Origin of the sequence: Streptococcus cuniculi, from assembly GCF_001921845.1 — a bacterium.
In the GTDB taxonomy this organism is placed as follows: Bacteria; Bacillota; Bacilli; order Lactobacillales; family Streptococcaceae; genus Streptococcus; species Streptococcus cuniculi.
Window position 1 is genome coordinate 113,197 of the sequence record NZ_MSJM01000001.1, and the last position, 21,599, is coordinate 134,795.

The 21,599-nt window shown below is 44.7% G+C and carries 20 protein-coding genes; 5 read left to right on the plus strand and 15 right to left on the minus strand.

The window, feature by feature from the left end:
- Positions 1-56: 56 nt before the first annotated feature.
- From BU202_RS00555 to ligA, 11 genes are all read right to left on the minus strand, one after another.
- Positions 57-287 (minus strand): DUF1146 family protein, encoded by a 231-nt coding sequence (locus BU202_RS00555; protein ID WP_075103861.1) that lies wholly within the window; start codon positions 285-287, stop codon positions 57-59.
- A 113-nt stretch (positions 288-400) separates the two neighbouring features.
- Entirely contained in the window at positions 401-817 is a 417-nt protein-coding gene (locus BU202_RS00560; RefSeq protein ID WP_075103862.1) for a F0F1 ATP synthase subunit epsilon, read from the minus strand.
- Positions 818-826: 9 nt separating this feature from the next.
- A complete protein-coding gene (gene atpD / locus BU202_RS00565; RefSeq protein ID WP_075103863.1) occupies positions 827-2,233 on the minus strand; it encodes a F0F1 ATP synthase subunit beta in 1,407 nt (468 codons plus the stop codon).
- Between the two features lie 457 nt (positions 2,234-2,690).
- A complete protein-coding gene (locus tag BU202_RS00570; RefSeq protein ID WP_075103864.1) occupies positions 2,691-3,566 on the minus strand; it encodes a F0F1 ATP synthase subunit gamma in 876 nt (291 codons plus the stop codon).
- A 12-nt stretch (positions 3,567-3,578) separates the two neighbouring features.
- Positions 3,579-5,084, minus strand: coding sequence for a F0F1 ATP synthase subunit alpha (gene atpA, locus BU202_RS00575; protein WP_075103865.1), 1,506 nt, complete (start codon positions 5,082-5,084; stop codon positions 3,579-3,581).
- 21 nt (positions 5,085-5,105) lie between these two features.
- Positions 5,106-5,639, minus strand: a complete 534-nt coding sequence (locus tag BU202_RS00580; RefSeq protein WP_075103866.1) for a F0F1 ATP synthase subunit delta — start codon at positions 5,637-5,639, stop codon at positions 5,106-5,108.
- Positions 5,639-6,142: a F0F1 ATP synthase subunit B gene (atpF, locus tag BU202_RS00585; protein WP_075103867.1), complete on the minus strand. Its 504-nt coding sequence runs from the start codon at positions 6,140-6,142 to the stop codon at positions 5,639-5,641. The genes BU202_RS00580 and atpF overlap by 1 nt, the downstream gene beginning before the upstream one ends.
- Positions 6,143-6,159: 17 nt before the next feature.
- On the minus strand, positions 6,160-6,876 hold the full coding sequence (gene atpB, locus BU202_RS00590) for a F0F1 ATP synthase subunit A (protein ID WP_075103868.1): 717 nt from the start codon (positions 6,874-6,876) through the stop codon (positions 6,160-6,162).
- A gap of 36 nt (positions 6,877-6,912) precedes the next feature.
- Positions 6,913-7,116 carry a F0F1 ATP synthase subunit C gene (locus BU202_RS00595; RefSeq protein ID WP_075098920.1) on the minus strand — a complete coding sequence of 68 codons (204 nt, stop codon included), beginning with the start codon at positions 7,114-7,116 and terminating at the stop codon, positions 6,913-6,915.
- Positions 7,117-7,257: 141 nt separating this feature from the next.
- The gene (locus BU202_RS00600) at positions 7,258-8,289 is read right to left on the minus strand and encodes a diacylglycerol kinase family lipid kinase (protein WP_075103869.1); all 1,032 of its coding nucleotides are present in this window, start codon (positions 8,287-8,289) and stop codon (positions 7,258-7,260) included.
- Between the two features lie 8 nt (positions 8,290-8,297).
- A complete protein-coding gene (ligA, locus tag BU202_RS00605) occupies positions 8,298-10,256 on the minus strand; it encodes an NAD-dependent DNA ligase LigA (RefSeq protein WP_075103870.1) in 1,959 nt (652 codons plus the stop codon).
- Between the two features lie 155 nt (positions 10,257-10,411).
- Here ligA and BU202_RS10505 point away from each other — a divergent pair, with 155 nt between their 5' ends.
- The 5 genes from BU202_RS10505 to BU202_RS00625 all read left to right on the plus strand — a co-directional run bounded on the left by BU202_RS10505 (position 10,412) and on the right by BU202_RS00625 (position 14,960).
- Positions 10,412-10,552, plus strand: a complete 141-nt coding sequence (locus tag BU202_RS10505) for an SPJ_0845 family protein (protein WP_167364726.1) — start codon at positions 10,412-10,414, stop codon at positions 10,550-10,552.
- An 8-nt stretch (positions 10,553-10,560) separates the two neighbouring features.
- Positions 10,561-11,463, plus strand: a complete 903-nt coding sequence (locus tag BU202_RS00610; RefSeq protein ID WP_075103871.1) for a permease — start codon at positions 10,561-10,563, stop codon at positions 11,461-11,463.
- A gap of 1 nt (position 11,464) precedes the next feature.
- Positions 11,465-12,280 carry a TIGR03943 family putative permease subunit gene (locus BU202_RS00615; RefSeq protein ID WP_075103872.1) on the plus strand — a complete coding sequence of 272 codons (816 nt, stop codon included), beginning with the start codon at positions 11,465-11,467 and terminating at the stop codon, positions 12,278-12,280.
- Between the two features lie 376 nt (positions 12,281-12,656).
- Entirely contained in the window at positions 12,657-14,141 is a 1,485-nt protein-coding gene (gene zwf, locus BU202_RS00620) for a glucose-6-phosphate dehydrogenase (protein ID WP_075103873.1), read from the plus strand.
- A 138-nt stretch (positions 14,142-14,279) separates the two neighbouring features.
- Positions 14,280-14,960 carry a DNA alkylation repair protein gene (locus tag BU202_RS00625; protein ID WP_244148990.1) on the plus strand — a complete coding sequence of 227 codons (681 nt, stop codon included), beginning with the start codon at positions 14,280-14,282 and terminating at the stop codon, positions 14,958-14,960.
- A 56-nt stretch (positions 14,961-15,016) separates the two neighbouring features.
- Here BU202_RS00625 and ftsY read toward each other — a convergent pair whose 3' ends face one another.
- The 4 genes from ftsY to smc all read right to left on the minus strand — a co-directional run bounded on the left by ftsY (position 15,017) and on the right by smc (position 21,599).
- Positions 15,017-16,351: a signal recognition particle-docking protein FtsY gene (gene ftsY, locus BU202_RS00630; RefSeq protein ID WP_425274619.1), complete on the minus strand. Its 1,335-nt coding sequence runs from the start codon at positions 16,349-16,351 to the stop codon at positions 15,017-15,019.
- 94 nt (positions 16,352-16,445) lie between these two features.
- Positions 16,446-17,258 (minus strand): Cof-type HAD-IIB family hydrolase, encoded by an 813-nt coding sequence (locus BU202_RS00635; RefSeq protein WP_075103875.1) that lies wholly within the window; start codon positions 17,256-17,258, stop codon positions 16,446-16,448.
- Complete coding sequence (locus tag BU202_RS00640; protein ID WP_083605717.1) at positions 17,248-18,057, minus strand: Cof-type HAD-IIB family hydrolase; 810 nt, start codon at positions 18,055-18,057, stop codon at positions 17,248-17,250. The genes BU202_RS00635 and BU202_RS00640 overlap by 11 nt, the downstream gene beginning before the upstream one ends.
- An 8-nt stretch (positions 18,058-18,065) precedes the next feature.
- On the minus strand, positions 18,066-21,599 hold the full coding sequence (gene smc / locus BU202_RS00645) for a chromosome segregation protein SMC (protein ID WP_075103876.1): 3,534 nt from the start codon (positions 21,597-21,599) through the stop codon (positions 18,066-18,068).

Genomic DNA, 21,599 nt, shown 5'->3' on the forward strand with positions numbered 1-21,599 from the left:
GATTTTTCTGACAGACCGTTCTTAAAAACAGGCCTGAGATAGGTTTCTAACTAGCTCTAGCGAAAGGCTTCCGCTAGGTTTCGGCTGATGGACAAAATGTCCAAAAAGAAAGCCGATACCAAGTAGCCCAAGGCAATCGCTAAAAAGAGCATAAAGAGTTGAATATGTTTCTGATTGTCCGCCGTCCCCTTTAACCACTTCGACCAATCCACTACTGATAGTAGCAAATGGTGGGCCAAGTAGATAAACAAGAGATGACTACAAATCGTTACGAATGATAAAACCATGTTTCTATTATACCAAAAATTTCAAAAATGTCGTAGTTTGACGACGAGGGCAAAAAGAGGCTAGAATATCTCCTAACCTCTCATCATCTGTATTTTGAGTAGCTATCCTACCCTTATTTATTTCCGACACGAATGCGGTTAATCGCACGTTGCAATGCAATGGCTGCCCGTTTTTCCATGTCAATGTTACGAGCGCTTTGTGCTTCTTCCAGCGCTTTTTCAGCACGGAGTTTCGCACGTTCCGCACGGCTAACATCAATATCGCGTGCACGCTCGGCCGAATCTGAAACAATGGTGATAAAATCCTTGGAGATTTCAATAATCCCACCATTGACCGCAATCCAGTCTACGTGATTTTCATCATCAATCCGACGAACCTTGATTTCATCAATGGCCAAAACGGCAATCAGTTCGACGTGCCCTGGATAAATCCCCAGCTCACCTTCTGTCGTCCGAACCAGTACGAAAGCCGCATGGTGATCATAACGAATACCGTCTGGCGTTACAATTTGTACTGTCATTTGTGCCATAAAACACCTCTAAAATCCCATTTTGGCTGCTTTGGCAATCACATCATCAATGGAACCCACATTACGGAAGGCATCTTCTGGTAACTTGTCATGCTTACCATCCAAGATTTCCTTAAAGCCACGCACAGTCTCAGCAACAGGTACATAAGAACCTGACATACCCGTAAATTGCTCCGCAACGTTGAAGTTTTGTGACAGGAAGAATTGAATCCGACGAGCGCGACCAACCAGCGTCTTTTCCTCTTCAGACAATTCATCCATTCCCAAAATCGCAATGATATCCTGCAATTCTTGGTAGCGTTGCAGTACGCGTTTCACTTCCATTGCAACCGCATAGTGTTCTTCACCAACGATTTCAGGTGCCAAGGCACGAGAGCTGGAAGCGAGTGGATCCACGGCTGGATAAATTCCCAACTGGGTCAATTTCCGCTCTAGGTTGGTTGTCGAATCCAAATGCGCAAAGGCTGTCGCTGGCGCTGGGTCTGTATAGTCATCGGCTGGAACGTAAATCGCTTGGATAGAGGTTACAGAACCTTTCTTAGTAGAGGTAATCCGTTCCTGCAATTGTCCCATTTCCGTTGCTAGGGTAGGCTGGTATCCTACGGCTGACGGCATCCGACCCAAGAGGGCAGAAACTTCTGAACCAGCCTGCGTGAAACGGAAGATATTATCGATAAACAAGAGCACATCCTGACCTTCGACATCACGGAAGTATTCCGCAATGGTCAAACCAGTAAGAGCAACCCGCATCCGAGCTCCCGGTGGCTCATTCATCTGACCAAAGACCATGGCGGTCTTTTCAATAACGCCAGATTCTTTCATTTCCCAGTAAAGGTCATTTCCTTCACGTGTCCGCTCTCCAACACCAGTAAATACTGAAATACCACCGTGTTCTTGCGCGATGTTGTGAATCAACTCTTGGATAAGGACGGTTTTACCAACTCCCGCACCACCAAAGAGTCCGACCTTCCCACCTTTCAAATAAGGGGCTAAAAGGTCAATGACTTTAATCCCTGTTTCTAAAATTTCTGTCGCGGTTGACAATTCATCAAATGTAGGAGCTTTTTTATGAATCGGCTGGCGTTCTACTGCCTCGTCAAACGGTGCTTCCAAGTCAATGGTGTCCCCTAGGACATTGAAGACACGACCCAAGGTCTCTTTTCCGACAGGGACCGAAATAGGACGACCAGTGTCTAGCACTTCCATTCCACGAGTCAAGCCGTCTGTAGACTCCATGGCAATGGTCCGAACGACACCATCACCTAGCTCCAAAGCAACTTCAAGCACGACTTTTTGTTTTGATTCATCGTTCTTATAAACGACAAGTGCGTTGTTAATCTCAGGAAGTTTGTCATCAGCCGAAAATGCCACATCGACAACCGGCCCAACAACCTGAGTAATTTTGCCTGAACTCATTTTTTCTCCTTTACACAAGATACAAAGGACGTCAAGAGCAAAGTAAAAATAGGAGATTGACGATGTGTTCGATGAACACAAGGAAATCTATCTTTTTTACACAGCTCTTAGTCCGTGTTCAATTTACTAAGATATGAGGGCGTGAAAAAAGCGAATGAAAATTAGGAAACATGACGAAGAAGCAGAGCTTCTAGGAATGTGTCTCTATTTTCCGAGCTTTTAGCCCGAATTCAATTACACAAGATATGAGGGCGTATAAAGCACACAGTATACCCCTAGGGCATCCGTATCTGTAAAACGAGCAAGCTCGTAACAGCTACGGAAAAATAGGAAATCTGACGAGTGAAAAGCTCCAGTGGAGGTTTTCAGCCTAATTTCTAAAGTGATTTTCTACTGTAACCAACTAAAGTTGGAACAGGAGCGTCTCTTTTTGATACTGTGCTTAGCCCGATATAGTCTATTCTAGAGCGCTTGCTCCTGCAACGATTTCCGTAATTTCCTGCGTAATGGCTGCCTGACGGGCGCGATTATAGCGAATAGTCAAGTCATCAATCACGGCCTTGGCATTGTCTGTCGCTGTCTGCATGGCAATCATACCTGCTGCATTTTCAGCGGTTTTTGCATCCAAAATCGCACCGTAAATCGTTGATTCTGCGTACTGGGTCAAGAGTTGCCCCAAAATCGCCTCCCGACTTGGCTCTAGTTCAAAGGTTGCAGTATAGCCATCTGCCTCATTGTGGTCCAAGTCTTCTACTGGCAACATCTGCTGCACACGGACTTGACGGCTCAAACTATTGATATGGTGATTGTAGCAGACATACAGTTCGTCAAAGATTTCATTCTTGTACATCTCAACTGATTTTGAAATGATTTTCTGAACATCATCGAAACTTGGATTATCGGCTAAGCCACGCAATTCAAAGATGGGCTGAATCCCACGCGCTCGAAAGAAATCTGCACCCATTCCACCAATCGCAATGATTTCATACTCATCCTTGCTCGCATGGTCCTGTTCAATCATTTCCATCACTGCTTTTAAAATCATTGCATTGTAGCTACCTTTTAGGCCGCTGTCAGAGGTAATCACGATGTAGCCCGATTTTTGAATCGGACGACGAATCAACATCGGATTGGTTGAGCCTTCCATCAATTCCCCGCGGAGCAAGTCGGTCGTAATTTTCCGAACCTTGCTAGCGTAAATCTGGAAAGATTTGGCCAACTGCTCTGACTTGGCTAGTTTGGCAGCCGATACCATCTGCATAGCACCTGTGATTTGACTGGTTTTCTTTGTAGAGGCAATTTTGGTTTTGATTTCATTTAGAGAACCTGCCATAACACTTCTCCTTTACTTAAAGACAGACTGATCTTTGAATTCCTGAATAGCAGCATTCAATTCATCTGTATCTGGCAAGTCTTTTGTCCTGCGAATCGTATCCAAAAGACCGTCATGGTGCAAGTCAAAGTAGGCATAGAGTTCTTCTTCAAAGGTTAAAATATCATCGATTGGCACAGAGTCCAAGAAACCATTTGTCAAAGCGTAGAGAATCAAGACCTGTTTCTCAACTGGCAATGGCTTGTGAAGCGGTTGTTTCAAGACTTCAACCGTCCGACGACCGCGGTTTAACTTGGCTTGAGTAGCCGCATCAAGATCCGAACCAAATTGGGTAAAGGCCTCTAATTCACGATAGGAAGCTAGGTCAATCCGAAGCGTTCCTGCGACTTTTTTCATGGCCTTGATTTGCGCTGAACCACCGACACGAGATACAGAAGAACCCGCATCAATGGCTGGACGAATACCAGAGTTGAACAAGTCATCTTTCAGGAAAATCTGACCATCTGTAATCGAAATCACGTTGGTTGCGATATAGGCTGAAATATCTCCTGCCTGCGTTTCGATGAATGGCAGAGCTGTAATCGAGCCACCACCCAATTCTTCTGACACTTTTGCAGAACGCTCTAGTAAGCGGCTGTGTAGATAAAAGACATCCCCTGGATAAGCCTCACGACCTGGTGGACGACGAAGCAACAGGGACAGCTCACGGTAAGCGACCGCTTGTTTGGACAAATCATCATAGACAATCAAGACATGCTTGCCTTCATACATGAACTCTTCTGCCATTGCAACACCTGCATACGGTGCTAAAAAGAGCAAGGGCGATGGTTGTGAAGCCGAAGCTGTCACGACGATGGTATAATCAAGCGCACCGTACTGACGAAGCGTTTCAACCTGCGTACGCACAGTTGATTCTTTCTGTCCGATTGCCACATAGATACAAATCATGTCCTGATCCTTCTGGTTCAAGATTGTATCAATCGCAATCGATGTTTTCCCTGTCTGACGGTCTCCGATAATCAATTCCCGCTGACCACGACCGATTGGCACGAGGGCATCGATCGCTTTCAAGCCTGTTTGCAGAGGCTCGTTCACGGATTTCCGTTGCATGACCCCCGGAGCAGGATACTCGATTGGTCTCGTTTTACTGGTCCGAATGTCACCGAGTCCATCAACAGGCTGTCCAAGAGGATTGACCACGCGGCCAATCAAGCCTTGACCAACTGGAACTTCCATGATTTTTCCTGTACGGCGAACGACAGAACCCTCACGAATGTCCGTAAAGGGACCCAAGATGATAATCCCCACGTCAACCGTTTCCAAGTTCTGAGCCATTCCAATCGTGCCATTTTCAAAGATGAGGAGTTCTCCACTCATGGCATTATCAAGACCATGGGCACGAGCGATTCCGTCACCGATATAGGTCACGACCCCTGTCTCTGTATAGTCAAAATCAGGCTGAAACCCTTCAATTTGTTGTTTTAGTAAAGCGCTAATTTCTTGTGCATTAATCACCAAAAGAACACCACTTTCTATTTTCTAAAGTCTATTTCGAATTTCTTTCAATTGCGTCCGCACGCTGGCATCAATGACCTTGTGGTTGACCGTAACGATAAAACCACCGAGTACGTCTCTGTCAATTTCTTGTACGATATTGCGAACTTTCAATGAAAAACGGCTCTCAACTAGACGACGCACTCTTTCTTTTTGTTCTTCTGTCAATGGATAAACAGAGACAATGTGCGCATCAAACTCTTGCTTGCTCTTACTAATCAAGCGTAAGGCTGCTTCGAGCGTTTCAACGAGCAAATCAGCATGACCATCGCGCGCTATAGCTTCAATCAAATCATTGACTTCGCGATAGGTTGATTGACGAATGGCATGGATAAAATCTGCCTTTTCAGCTTGAGAAACCGTTGCAGATAAGAGAATTCGATTTAATTTACTATCATGAATTACCGTGAGAATAGCTGAAATTTGGTCATAAATCGTCCAGACATCCTCGCGATCGTATACCTTATCAACGAATGATTGAGCATATTTTTGCACTAAGGCAGTTTCTCTAGCATTCATTATTCTTCTCCTAGCCTATCAATATAGCGGTTAATCAACTCGCTATGCGCCTGCTGATCCAAGTCCTCCAAGATAATTTTGCTGGCCAAATCAACGGCCAAGTCTGCCACTTGAATATGCAATTTCTCTTGAGCTTCACGTTTCTCAGCTTCAATTTCCAAATCTGCTTTCTTTTTCAAGGCTTCAATTTCAATTTCAGCTTGTTCTAAAATGCGTTTTTTCTCTAATTTTGCCCGATCAACCGCATCTTGAACAATCTTTTGCCCTTCTACGCGACCTTGTGCCAACTCTTGTTCCCTTTGCTCAACAAGGCCTGAGGCTTCTGCCAATTTTTCTTCAGCAGCATCAATGTCACCTGAAATTTTAGCAGCACGTTCTTCAAAAATACCTGTAATTTTATCCCAAGCAAAGAGGCGAATTGCCACAATCAATACAGCAAACGAAGCCGTTACTAAAATAAAATTACCAAGCATGGTACTGTTTATACTTAGTCCTGTCATCATGAATATCTAATCCTTTCCTATTCACCTTCACCTTGAATTTTCTTATTCAAATACATCGAAACCAGCATGACAAACACATAGGCTTGCAAGCAGGAAATAAAGACTGAAAAACCAGTCCAGATGACATTTAGTAGGAAGGCGATGGGATAAGCAAATGCACTTTTTTGTGACATCTGTACCAAGAGGGTCACGAGAATCTCACCGGCAAAGATATTTCCGTACAAACGAAGTGCGAGAGAGGCCACGTTCGTCACTTCTTCCAAAATATTCATCGGAGCCATTGCCCAAGGGGTCACAAATGCTTTCAAATAATTTTTAAATCCTCGGCGACGAATGCCTTCTACGTGACAGAAGACAACCGCCATGATGGCTAGACCAAAGTCATAGGCCATATTAGAAGTTGGAGATGTCCAAAAGTTAACCCCCTCTGATGACTCTAGTTTGGTCATCAAGCCGAGGTTATTGGCCACCAAGAGGAATAGGAAGAGAACAAAGAAATAAAGAGAATATCTTCTTGACTCTGCATCACCCAAATTTCCCTTGGTAAAGTTGATCGTCAGCTCATAGACATATTCCAAGACATTTTGCTTTCCTTTTGGCTTCAATGTCATACTGCGACTTGCCCAAAATACAAGTAAAAATATGATGGTTATCGTCACCATCGTCACAATGACCATGGTGACATCAAAGGTTACAGGACCTAGAGTAATAGTTGGAGCTGCGGTTCCTTCCACGATTACTCCCCCTTTCTAATGATTCTAAGGCACTCCTTATCCACGCAAGAACAATGTCATCGCAAGGGTTACGAAGAAAGTACCCTCGATAAAGGCAACGCCCATGAATACCCCTGTCATTAGTTTGCTTTGTAATTCAGGTTGACGTGCTGTTGAGCTAAGATAGCTGGCAACCAAGAGTCCCTCACCAACACTAACACCCAAACAGGCAATACCTAAAGCTAATGCAGATACATCCATTTTTTAATTCTCCTTTAAAATTTTTATACCATGATAGCATACTCCTAAAAAATGCTTTTGTCAAGAAAAGACAGTATTTGGAAGCGTTTTTTGACAGGAGTGTCTAGAAAAAAGAAAAGACTGAATATCTTTTCTTCCTATTTATATTGTTCCTTCCAAATGGTCCGCTTCTTCGATAAAGCGTTTGGCCATATCTTCTCGGCTCATATCGTCCGTATCAAGGGTGATGGCTTCATCTGCCACCTTGTCCGTGTCTGCGAAAAATTCGATATGGTTGGCAAGGTTAATCAACTCGACAGGAGCATCTCCTCCGTACTCACCGTCAAGGTTCAGCATCATGCGATTGCTACTATCCAAGGATTCAACGGTTAGTTGACGCGTTTTGATGTATTCAATCTTGTCGCTATCGACATGCTTACCACCATCGATAACCAGGCGAATCAAGTGCAGAATTTCAAAGAGATTCCCCGTCTTGACCATGATGAGCGTAAACATGCCATCGTCTAACTTAGCATCTGGAACAATCTGCTCAAAACCACCGATGGAATTGGTCAGGGCCACGAAAATCATTGAGATTTTCCCTTCAAACACTCCTTCATCATGGCTCACACGAACGGGGGTGAATTGAACCCGAGGCAGTAATTCTGCCCCTTTTACGACATAGGCCAGATAGCCAAAAATCGTCTTGAGCTGGCTTGGAACACTGTAGGTCAATTCTGTCAGGGTTCCAGCTGCTGCAATATTGATAAAATAATTCTCTCCGACTGATTCATTTTTTGCAAGTCCGATGTCCATGAGAATAGTCTGCCCTTTGCCAATCACCTTGGCCGCCTCAATCGGATTGCCCCTTGGAATTTTCAAGGCACGGGCATAATCATTGGTCGTTCCTGTTGGAATAATCGCCATCTGTGGCCGCTTAGGGGGAAAGGAAAGGCCATTGACCACTTCGTTAATGGTCCCATCTCCGCCCGCCGCGATAATTAAGTCAAAGCCTGCTTGTGCAGCCCTTGTTGCTTCATTTTTAGCGGAGTCTTTTTCAGGACTTGTTTGAAAGGCAGAGGTTTCATACCCAAAACCTTCTAAAATATGCAAGACTTCTGCTACATTTTTCTTCATGATTTCCTGCCCAGAAACAGGATTATAAATCAATCGTGCGCGTTTTCTTTGTTCCATATGTGTACCTATAGACTTTCTAGCCAGGCTTCATCTCGTACTTCAATGCCTAATTCTTGAGCCTTGGCCAACTTACTTCCTGCATCACTACCTGCTACCACGAGGTCTGTTTTTTTGGAAACTGAACCTGCTACATTGGCTCCCAAGCTCTCTAGTTTTGCCTTGGCTTCACTTCGCTTGAGGCGCTCCAATTTCCCAGTTAAAACAATGGTCATACCAGCTAAGAGGGCATCGGCTGCTGCTACCTGACCGAGATAGGCCAGGGTAACGCCCGAGGCTTCCAATTCTGCCACCAGGGTCTTAGCTCCCTCGCTACTAAAATAAGTCGTTAGCGATTGGGCAATCACCGTCCCCACACCATCTAAGGCTGCAATCTCCTCAAGGCTAGCCTCAGCCAGTCTTGGAATGGTCCTAAATGTCTCAAGGAGAATCTTGCTGGCCTTGCTACCGACATGGCGGATTCCCAAGCCAAACAAAAGCCGCTCTGCTGAATTTTCTTTTGAGGCTTGAATGGCCTGATACAGTTTAGTAGCCGATTTTTCCTTGAAGCCTTCCAAAGTTAGTAAATCCTCAACTGACAGGCGATAAATATCTGCCACATCTTGCACCAGATTGGCTGAAAAGAGTTTTTCAACAATCGAACTTCCTAACCCCGCAATATTCATGGCATCTCGGCTGGCAAAATGCTCCAATTTACTCTTGAGTTGAGCAGGACACAGGGGATTGATACAACGCAGGGCAACCTCATCTTCATAATGAAGCAAGGAACTACCACAACTTGGACAGGCTGTCGGAATGTCCATGGGCTCTTGTTGCTTGCGTTTTGCTGCCACCACCGATAGGACTGCTGGAATAATATCGCCTGCCTTATAAACGATAACTGTATCATGCAGACGGATGTCTTTTTCAGCAATGTAGTCCACATTGTGCAAGGTCGCACGGCTCACCGTCGTTCCTGCCAACTGAACAGGGGTCAGATTGGCTGTAGGGGTCACAACTCCCGTCCTACCTACTGTCCAATCGACCGATACAATCTCAGCCTCTTTTTCTTCAGCGGGGAATTTATAGGCGATGGCCCAGCGTGGCGCCTTGACCGTAAAGCCCAATTCTTCTTGGATTGCTAAGTTATTGACCTTAATCACCACACCGTCAATCTCATAGGGCAGGGCTTCTCTGCGACCAGCCAAGTCTTCAATAAACTGCCAGACCTCTTCAATGCTGTCTGCCAAATGATAGTCTTGATTGGTCACAAAGCCTAGACGCGTCAGTTTGTCCAAGACATGGGACTGGCTGTCTGCTTCTGTCGGACTGGCCTCTTGATATAAGAAGGTTGCTAGACCGCGTTTGGCAACGATTCGTGTGTCCAATTGGCGCAGGGTTCCTGCTGCCGCATTGCGCGGATTGGCAAATTCCACCTCGCCTGCTTCCTGACGAATCTGATTGACCCGATCAAAGGAGGCTTTCGGCATATAGCACTCCCCCCGAACAGTGATATCAAGCGCCTCTGGTAGGGTGAGCGGAATATCCTGCACCCGTTTGAGATTTTCTGTGATATTTTCACCGATGCTACCATCTCCACGAGTGGCTCCGACAACCAAGCGTCCTGCTTCATAGGTCAGCGAAATGGATAGCCCATCAATCTTTAATTCGCAAATATAGGTCGCATGGGGAAATTCCTTGCGAACACGGCGATTAAAGGCTTCTAATTCCTCAAAAGAAAAAGCGTCCTGCAAGCTATACAAGGGGTATTGATGCTGGTATTTGCTAAATCCATCTAAAATCTTTCCACCCACCCGATGGCTGGGACTATTTGGCAAAACCAAATCAGGATGCGCTGTCTCAAGCTCCACCAATTCACGATACAGCTTGTCATATTCCGCATCTGAAACCACGGGACGGTCCAAGCGGTAATAAGCGTCTGCATACTGATTGAGCTGTTCTACTAGTTGATTCATTCTATCTTTCATAGTTTTATTATATCATGATTTTAGCAAGAAAGAAGATAGAAAGTCTGCTTTTTCTCTGACTGAAAATGGTTGATTTCTGCTTTTTTTAAGAAGAAAGAGTATAATAGAATTATCGATTATGAAACGAAACAAAACATACTATTTGGAGGTGCCTTATGGCTGTCACATACAAACGAAAAGATGATTTAGAAAAAATGTTGGAAGAATTTGCTTCTTTTGATGCGCTTGAGCAGGTGGAATTTCCTGATTCCAAGGTAAAAAAAGAAACTCCTGCCAAGGAAGCCTCTGAAAAGTAGGTTCGGCCATGTTGGGATTCCAAAACTTGCCAGCTTCTGTCTTACAAGCAGGAGCGATTTTTCTTTCCATTATCATTGAGGCCCTGCCCTTTGTCCTCATCGGTTCCCTGATTTCAGGCTTTATCGAGGTGTATGTCACACCAGACCGTGTCCATCGAGCCTTACCTAACAATCGTTTTTTGAGAATCCTCTTTGGAACCTTTATCGGCTTTATTTTTCCCTCCTGCGAATGTGGGATTGTACCGATTGTCAACCGATTGTTGGAGAAAAAAGTGCCGACTTATACGGCAATTCCTTTTCTAGCAACGGCCCCTGTCATCAATCCGATTGTCCTATTTGCGACCTTTACCGCTTTTGGTAATTCAGTCAAATTCGCATTCTACCGCGCACTTGGTTCGATTCTGGTCGCTCTAGTCTTAGGGATTTTTCTGGGATTTTTCCAGACAGGCTCTATTTTAAAAGAGCAGGCTTCTCCCTTGCATACGCATGATTTTTCCCATTTGAGCGGCTGGAAAAAGGTCGGACAAGCCTTGATACAAAGTATCGATGAATTTTTTGATACGGGGCGCTACTTGGTGTTTGGTTGCCTCTTTGCCAGCCTCGTCCAAGTCTACATTCCGACCAGTATCTTGACCCGGATTGGTCACAATCCCTTTACAGCCATTCTCTTGATGATGCTGCTTGCTTTTTTGCTGTCTCTCTGTTCCGAAGCTGATGCCTTTATCGGGGCGTCCCTACTTTCGAGCTTTGGCTTTGCACCAATTATGGCCTTTCTCGTTATCGGTCCTATGATTGACATTAAAAACCTCATCATGATGAAGCATTCCTTTAAGACATCTTTTATTCTGCAATTTATCGGAATCATCTCTGTTGTCATCGCCCTGTACTGTCTTGCAATAGGAGGTCTCTAAAATGATTCGATTCTTACTATTAGCAGGGTATTTTGAAATGACCCTCTATCTCTACGTTTCTGGAAAACTCGACCAGTACATCAACCTGCATTACTCTTATCTAGCCTATCTCTCCATGGTCTTAACCTTCCTACTAGCCCTCGTCCAGCTCTATATCTGGGTTAAGCAACTGGAAACGCATAGCCATTTATCAACGAAAATAGCCAAACTGACCAGTATTGCCCTCCTGCTCATTCCCTTGATTGTCGCTTGGGGCTTTCCAACGGTCCATCTGGACTCAACGACCGTTGCGGCTAAGGGCTACCATTTCCCACTCGCAGCAGGAACGGATACAGAAATTCAAGAGCAAGAAGGCACCACTGTCCAATACTTGAAACCCGATACCTCTGCCTACTTCACCAAATCCAGCTATCAAAGCGAAATGCGTAAGGTTGCCGAGCGCTATTTAGACCAAGAGATTATCAGCGTCACCAGCGAAAATTACATGGAAGTGATGGAGGCCATCTATGACTATCCCAATGAATTTGTCGGCAAACACCTTGAAATGGTAGGCTTTGTCTACAACGACCCTGATAATCCAAAACAGCAATTTCTCTTCCGCTTTGGAATTATCCACTGTATCGCTGATTCTGGTGTCTACGGCCTCCTGTCCACAGGACAGGAGACGGATTTCCCAGACAATACTTGGGTTCAGGCCAAGGGAACAATCAAACTCTCCTATCACAACTCCCTCCAGCAGGCTCTTCCAACACTTGAGCTGACGGAATACACCAAGATTGAACAACCCAAAAATCCCTATGTCTACCGTGTCTTTTAATCAAAAAAATATCTCTCGCAATCGCTACTCTCTAAACATCGTATTCTGCATCCGCAACTGCACGTTGAGTGAACAAAGGTCCGAAGATGATTTTTGACCTACGACAAACGCATGAAGAAAATTTAGTTTTCAGAAATCATGTTTTCAATTGTTCGTGTTAGCATTTAAAAAAATTGCAGTATCATTAAGCTATTAACGAGAAAAAATTACTATTTCTTCCAAAAAGGTGATGAAATGGTTTCAAAAAATTGCACTTATCAAAAATTAGGATAGGTGCAATTTTTCATGCGTTTGTCGTGTTTTTGACGAGTAGCAGGTGAATTTTCAGACAATTTATGATATACTAATACTAAATTCTACAGATTGGAAACCATTTATGTCATCACACGTATTATTTACTATTTTTGGAGCGAGTGGGGATCTTGCCAAACGCAAACTCTATCCCTCACTTTTTCGATTATATAAAGCTGGGCATATCGGACAGCACTTTGCCGTGATTGGTACTGCACGCCGTCCTTGGACCAAGGAATATTTTGAGCAAGTCGTGATTGAGTCGCTCGGAGACCTGCCAGACAATACGCGTCAAGCACATGAATTTGCCAGCCATTTTTACTATCAAAGCCACGATGTTAACGACACCGAGCACTACATTGCTTTGAAACAATTGCAGGAAGAATTGGGCAAACAATACCAGACCGAGCACAACAAGGTCTTCTTCTTGTCGATGGCACCTGAATTTTTTGGAACCATTGCCAAGCACTTGAAATCGGAGCAAATCGTTGATGGAAAAGGGTTTGAGCGGTTAATCATTGAAAAACCATTTGGAACAAGCCTCGAGACAGCCGAAAAGCTCAACCAAGAGCTCGCAGAAACCTTTGAAGAAGAGCAGATTTACCGTATCGACCATTATCTTGGAAAAGAAATGGTGCAAAATATCTTTGCCGTTCGGTTTGCCAACATCATTTTTGAACATATCTGGAATCGCGATTACATTGAATCCGTTCAAATCAACTTTGCAGAATCCATCGGGGTCGAAGACCGCGGAGGCTACTACGACCATTCTGGGGCCTTGAAAGACATGATTCAAAACCATGCCCTGCAGGTTCTCTCGATTCTAGCTATGGACAAGCCAAAAAGTTTCAATGAAGCAGATGTACGGGCAGAAAAAATCAAGGTTTTCCAACATCTGAAACAGCAGACCGACGAGGAAATCAAACGCAATTTCATCCGAGGTCAATACACCGCTGGACACATTGATGGTAAAGACTATGTAGGGTATTTGGAAGAGCCAAATATCGCAGAAGGTTCGCAGACCGAAACCTTTGCTAGCGGAGTTTTCTTTGTTGACACCGATGCCTTTCGTGATGTGCCTTTCTTCTTCCGTACCGGTAAACGCTTGACGGAAAAAGGAACACGTATTACCATCGTCTTCAAACAAGCACAGGATATTTTTGGCCAACACGCTGAAAAGAATGTCTTGACCATTTACATTCAGCCGACCGAGGGATTTTCTCTGTCTATCAACGGAAAAGAAGTCGGTTCTCACTTTGCGCTGACCCCAGCCAAGCTCGATTTCCGCCACAATGCGACCGCCCTTGGCAACTCACCAGAAGCCTATGAAAAGCTCTTCTTTGATGTCTTGCATGGGGACTCCACCAACTTCAGTCACTGGGAAGAGGTCAAGGCCAGCTGGCAGTTTATCGACCAAGTGGTCCGTATCTGGCAGGACAACCAAGTACCGCTCCATACTTACCCCGCAGGAAGCATGGGACCGCAAGCTGCCTTTGACTTATTAGAAAGCTACGGCAGCAAATGGATCTGGACACCCGATGTCTGGTACCGCGAGCGGGGATTACTATAAAAGCAACACAGGAGGGATTTAGGAGAAGTTCAAACACTTGCTCCCCTCCTCTTTTTTATATTCAAATGAATGAACTTTCAGACAAGAAACTGAGACAAAGACTATATCTTCTCAACACCACAAATCATAGGAGATATCATGATGATAACTATTCCATCTATTCTGGCAGCACTTGAAGCAGAAAGCCATGCTGGCACCCTCAAACGCTATGAAAAAATCCAAGAAACTAAGCCTTACTATGGCGTGCCTATGGGTGCTATTTCCCGTATTGCCAAACCTTACATCCATCAGCTAGAACTCGTCTATCCTTTATGGGAAACAAAGATACTAGAGGCGCAGTATTTAGCCATTCAAATCGCCAAAGGAAGAGCAAATCAGCTAACTGAAGAGACCATTCAAAGCTGCCTAGACGATACTGTTTCACAAAATGTCCTTGATAAATTTGCCAACCTCATTCTCAATAAACGTTCAGATGCCAGAAAATGGGAAGATTGGCTTCTGCAATCGGACGGCCCTGTCTTTCAACGCCTCGGCTGGGCTCTAAAAGGAAGCTATTTTGCGAGTAAAAAGGCCAGCTCCAAAGAAATTGAAGAGACACTTTCTACTATAGAGACTCATTTACAGACAGTCGCAGAACCTATCCAATGGACCATGAACCAATGTCTGGTTGAAATTGCGGTCGCCTATCCTGACTATTTGGAGCAGGGACTGACCATTGGACGCACATTAGCGGTCTATGCTGATATGAAAGTCCCTAAAGGCTGTACATCTGCCTACGCTCCTGACTGGATTGAAGCTCTCCTAAAAAGAAAGAAATAGAAAAAAAGAGTAGGATCAACTCGTGATGTCAATATCACGCTAGGTCCTACTCTTTTTTATACTAAACCTTCTAACAAGCCTCTCATAAAGGATTCGGAATGAAATTCACCGATGTCGTCAATCTTTTCCCCAAATCCGATGAGTTTCACCGGAATATCCAATTCTTGACGAATGGCAAGTACGACACCACCACGCGCGGTCCCGTCTAGTTTGGTCAAGACCAGTCCTGTCAGCGGTGTAATTTTTGAAAATTCTTTGGCCTGTACGAGGGCATTCTGACCCGTTGACGCGTCTAGCGCTAGCAAGGTTTCATGCGGTGCATCTGGTAAACTCCGCTTGATAATCCGGCCAATCTTTTCTAATTCAGCCATGAGGTTATCCTTGTTTTGCAGGCGACCAGCTGTATCAATCATGAGAATGTCCACCTGCTCTGCCATGGCTTTTTCCATACCGTCAAAGACCACACTAGCAGGGTCAGACTTCTCTGGTCCTGTCACCACAGGCACATCCACGCGCCGTCCCCACTCAACCAGCTGGGCTACTGCACCTGCGCGGAAGGTGTCTGCTGCAACTAACATCACTTTCTTTCCTGCCTGCTTGTAACGATAGGCCAATTTACCAATAGACGTTGTTTTCCCAACCCCATTGACACCGACAAAAAGCATGACCGTCAGGCCCTCTTGAAAGGCTATCTGCTCGCTGAACTGCCCGTCTTTTTCGTAAATTTCCACCAGTTTTTCAATAATCAAACGGCGCAAGGCTTCGGGCTTTTTGGCATTTTCCAAGCGTGCTTCATAGCGAAGCTCTTCCGTCAAGTTAGACGCAACCTGCACCCCTACGTCGCTTGTGATGAGTAATTCTTCTAATTCTTCAAAGAAATCTTCATCCACCGAGCGGAAATTGGCAAAGAATTCATTGAGCTTGGCACCAAAACCAGTCCGCGTTTTTTTCAAGGTGCGCTGGTATTTTTCTTCCTCACTTTCAGGTGCTGGCTGCGGTGCTAGCACCTCTTCTGCTTGCTCCTGTTTGGTCTGAAGAGCTTCTTCGTTCTCTTTTGCTTCTTTCACACGCGCGGCAGCCGCTTCCTTAGCTGCATAGTAGTCCTCCATGAAGTCCAAGGTTCGCTGTTTCTGCGCATCCAAATCTACTTCTACAACTTCAGTAGAATCCTCTTCTTCAGCTACAACTTCTTCTGCGGTCTCAACAGGAACCTCTTCTTCAACCACTGCCTCTTCAGCAACTTCAGTGATATCCTCTGCTACCCTTTCAGCTAAATCTCCGCTTTCTTCATGCGCGTCAAGGCGCTCCTCTGTCGGAACGGAAACTTCTTCTAGCTCAACTTGGTCTTCCATCACCTGCTCTGCTTCTGCGGTCACATCTTCAGGCTGCATCTGGCTTTCTGCATGCTGCGCTTTATGTTCTTCTGAAAGAACAGGCGCTTCTTCCTTGTCTTTGCGTCCAAATAATCGATCAAATAGCCCCATACTATTCCTCACTTACTACATATTGTTCAATCGCCCAGGCAATACCATGTTCATCATTGGTCAATGGCAATACCACCTTGGCAACTTCTTTTAATGTTGAACTCGCATTTGCCATGGCAATTCCGAGACCAGCCCATTCAACCATGCTCAAATCATTTTCTTCATCGCCACAGGCCATGACTTCTGATTGTTCAATTCCTAAATGCTCAATCAATTTAGCAAGCCCATTGGCCTTGTGAACACCCTTAGGGCTCCACTCTAAGAGAATATCGCGCGATTTAAAAATTTCAAAGCGATCATATAGAGAAGCAGGCAATTTAGCAATCTGTTGATCCAAAAATGCTGCATCCACAGCTGTCACTGCTTTATTGTAGGTCAATTCCTCTGGTAGACTAGCATCTGTCGTTGGAATAATGTGTAACAGCGGATTGCAGCTTGAATAAAGCGAAGCATGAGCGGCATCCAAGGAATAGACATCTCCCTCATGAATGGCATCAAGTGGCAATTCAAGCTGGTTGGTCACTTCGCGAATGGCACGCACATCTTCTACAGAAAAGCCTGTTTGCTCTAAGACACGACCTGTATTTTCTTGCACCAAGCCTCCATTAAAGGTGATTGCATATTGTCCTTCGCCAAGCAAGTCCAGCTCTTCTAAGAACTGTTCAATCGCTTTTAAAGGACGTCCAGTAGTCAAGACGACATACACTCCCTTATCGCGCGCTGCTTGCAGGGCTTTTTTGTTTTCCGCTGAAATCCGCTTATCAGATGTCAGCAAAGTCCCGTCCAAATCAAGGGCAATCAATTTAATACTCATGTAGTAATTCCTCCATATATGTCAAAACAGCCTCATCATTACAGTGACCGATGACTGTATCTGCTACCTTTTTCACTTCTGGTTTAGCATTGCTTGTCGCAAGGGAAGTCCCTGCAAAATCAAGCATTTCCAAGTCATTTTGATTGTCGCCAAAGGCGACAACATTCTCAGCATCCACGCCAAAATGCTCACACAAGTGATACAAACCTACTGCCTTATGGCTGTCTGACAAGATGATATCTACTGATTCAAATCCGGTCGTCACAGCAGTCACACTATCAAATCGCTCATTCAACCACTCCTGACCAGCTTCTAATTTCCCATCTGGAAAAGTAGCCACGATCTTAACAATATCCTCTGTCACTTCAGAAAAATCTGAAACTAGAGTTGTTTTCAAGTAGAATTGAGAAATCATATCAACATAGGATTGCTCCGCACTGGTCAATAAATAGGCGGCATTTCTCCCTGATAACACAACAAAAGCGCTACTACCGTAGGGGCCTTCTTCTAGCCTATGGACAATATCCATATAGACCTGAGGATCAATCGGCTGATCTTCAAAAATGACGTCTCCCTTATAGGATACAAAGGATCCATTTTCAGCGATAAAAGCCATCTCGTCTTCAAAGCCCTGAAAAACATCTTGCAAACTCAAGAGAGAGCGCCCACTCGCTGCTGCAAATAGATAGCCTTTTTCATGAAATTGATTCAGAATCTTGCGAAAACGTTCTCGGTTGAACTGATGGTCTTCTCTGAGAAATGTACCATCCATATCGGTTGCAATTATCTTCTTTATCATCTATCCACCTACTCACTTTCTATATCTTTCAACTTCACAGAGACAATCTTTGATACACCTGATTCTTGCATGGTCACCCCATACATGGCATCTGCTGCTGCCATTGTCCCCTTACGGTGGGTAACAACAATAAATTGGCTGGACTTATCAAATCGATTGAGATAGTCCCCAAAACGTTTGACATTGGCCTCATCAAGCGCAGCTTCAACCTCATCCAAGATGACAAAAGGAATGGTTTTCACGCGGATAATCGAAAAGAGAAGGGCAAGGGCTGACAAGGCTTTTTCTCCACCAGACATCAGATTCAGAGACTGGATTTTCTTGCCAGGTGGCTGAACAGAAATCTCTACACCTGCTGTCAGAATATCCGGGCTAGTCAAGATTAAATCTGCTGATCCGCCACCAAACATTTGCTTAAAGGTCCGCTTAAAGCTCTCGCGAATCGCTTCAAAGGTCTGTTTAAAGCGTTCTTTGACCTCGTCATCCATTTCATGAATGGTATCGAGCAGGAGATTGCGAGCTGATAAAATATCCTCACGCTGTTCATTTAAGAAGGTCAAGCGCTGATGGACTTCTTCATACTGATCAATAGCTTCTAGGTTGACAGGACCTAGGGCACGAATCGCACGTTCCAAGTCTTTGAGGGTCTGCTCTGCACGAGTCAAATCTTCTAGGACTTCAGCCTTCGTCTGCGCTTCTTCAAAACTCATTTTATAATGCTCTGTCAGATTAGCCAGCAAGGTCTTGAGACGACCAGCTTCTTGCTCATAGTCTGCCTCGAGCTTGGCTTGCTTGCGAATCAACTCGTCATTTTTCAAGCGCATTTGCTCTAACCGTGACTGAATATCCTCGAATTGCCCCTCGATATCTTCAAGTTCTAACTTGAGACGAATGAGAAATTGATCAGTCGCAATCTGCTTGTTTTTAGCTGCCTGCAACTGCTCTTCTAAAACCTCTAAACTCGTATCATCTTGGGCTTCTGCTTTCTGGTCAATAACAGTCTGCAAAAGCTCCATTTCATGCATAATACTTGCTTCTTCTTCTTGCAATCGAGTGATGTCTGTCTGCTCAAAGCGTACTTCACTGGTCCGCTCACTTTGAGTGACTTTCAGGCTTGATAGACTTTCTTGCAAGGTCTGCACCTGCTCTTGAATAGCATAGCGATTGGTCTTCATCTCCTCAATCTGGCCTGTTAACTTAACCTTTTTCTCACTAAAATCAGCTAACTGTGCCTGATACTTACCAGCCAAATCCTGCAAATCAGATAAGATGCTCTTACCTGACTGCCCCACTTGCACATCATACAGGGTCTGTAATTCTGCAAGCTTATCGGCTAGCTGTTCATAAGAGAAGCGAATCCGTTGCTCAACAAGGCGCGCCTCCTCACCAGATTCTTTGATTTCTTCCAGAGATTGACGAATGACCTCTGCCTCTTCTTTTTTCCTAGCTACTAGATGTTCTTGTTCCTGCAATTCCTTGCTTAAAACTGCTATTTCTTCTGCTAGCAGGTCTAATTCTGGCTTAACAAAGGTCGTATGGTTGGTACGATTGCTTCCTCCTGCAAAAGCTCCACCTGGGCGAATTTCAGTGCCGTCTAAGGTTACTAGACGTACTTGGAATTTGGTTGCTCGTGCCGCCTGATTGGCATGCTCTACCGTATCAAAAACAGCAATCGTTCCTAGTAGATTTTGGAAAATCGATTCCAAGCGGGCGTCAAAGGTCACCAAATCACTTGCTAGGCCTAGGAAACCAGTCGCAGCCTGCAATTGACTCAACTGATGACCAGCCAAATGACGCGGTTTAATCGTCGTAAGGGGCAAAAAGGTAGCCCGTCCCTGACGCTGTTGTTTCAAGAAGGCAATAACTGCTTTAGCAGTTGCTTCATCTTCCACAATAATATGCTGGCTAGCCCCGCCGAGCGCAATCTCTAGAGCGGTCTGATACTGCATATCAAATGTGACATTTGCGCTGACGGCTCCTACAATCCCACCGATTCGATCAGCCTGTTGTAAGACAGCCTTGACACCAGCATAGAAATTTGAATGATTCTGTAAAATTGCTTCTAAACTAGCCTGACGCGCTTTTTTAGTCTTGACTTGATCCAAAAGATCAAACATTTTGGATTGACTAGCCTGATAGTCCTTGTCCAAGTCAACTAGGACTTTTTGCTTGTCCTGATAATCCTGTAGCAATTCCTGTAAGCGGGCCTCTGCTCTAGCTAAATCTTTCTCAATCTGGACTAATTCTGCCTGACTGGTCTTGAGTTCAGCTTGCAGACGGGCCAATTCTTCTGACTGGCTTTCTGTTAGGCGATGTTGGTTAGCAATGTCTTGCTCTACTTTGGCAAGGCTGTTGGACACTTCTGCCTCATCTTGTAGCAATTTGACATACTGCTCTCTGAGGTGGTCCAATACCTGATCTGGATTTTCTGAAAAGTAGCTCAATTCCTGCTCTTTTTCGGTAATAGCCGTTTTAATTGTTGCTAATTCTTCCTGCAGCTGGGCCAGATGAGCGGTTTTCTCAGCCAGTAGTTCTCGTGTTTTCGCACGTTTTTCATCCAAATCGAGCAACCGAGCCTGCGCTTCTTGGCGGCTACTTTCATTCTGGCTGGACTCTAATTGATGTACTTCAATCTTTCGTTCCAAATCGCTGATTAACTTGGTCACATCCAGCAAAACTGCCTGCTCATGCTCCAACTTAGCATTCAATTGCTGACGCTGCTGTTTCAAATCTTGATTTTCAAGTTCAAACTGATCACGTTGCTCATAATACTGAGCTAAGTCAGCCTTCACCTGACTTAAATCTGCCTCTTTTTGCTGAATGCTCTTGTGTCCTCTGGTAATCTGAGCCACTAAGACATTCAGATATAAGTCTTTTCGTTCTTCATCTAAGGTCAAGTATTTCCGAGCGACTTGGGCTTGTTTTTCAAGCGGTTTGACTTGGTTGTCTAATTCATAAATAATATCTTCCAGACGATCCAGATTGTCCTGAGCCTGTGATAATTTGCTTTCTGTTTCTTTCTTACGAGTTTTGTATTTGAGGACACCTGCGGCCTCTTCAAAAATCGCACGGCGTTCCTCCGGCTTGGAGTTAAAGATGGCCTCTACTCGACCTTGGGAAATAATCGAAAAGGAATCCCGACCGAGACCTGTATCCATAAACAAATCATGAATATCCCGTAAGCGAACTTTCTGACCGTCAATTAGATACTCGCTGTCTCCTGAACGATAAATATGGCGCTCGACCTTGATTTCTTTCTGACGACCTGCAATGAAACCTGTACTATTGTCCAAGGTAACGATAACAGAAGCATAATTGAGCGCCTTGCGGCTTTCAGTTCCAGCAAAAATGACGTCTGGCATTTTCCCACCACGGAGACTTTTGGCAGATGATTCCCCCAAGGCCCAACGGAGACTTTCTGTGATATTGGATTTTCCTGAACCATTTGGACCAACGACTGCCGTCACTCCTCGGTCAAAGACAACCTTTGTTTTATCTGCAAAGGACTTGAAGCCCTGCATTTCAATTGATTTGAGATACAT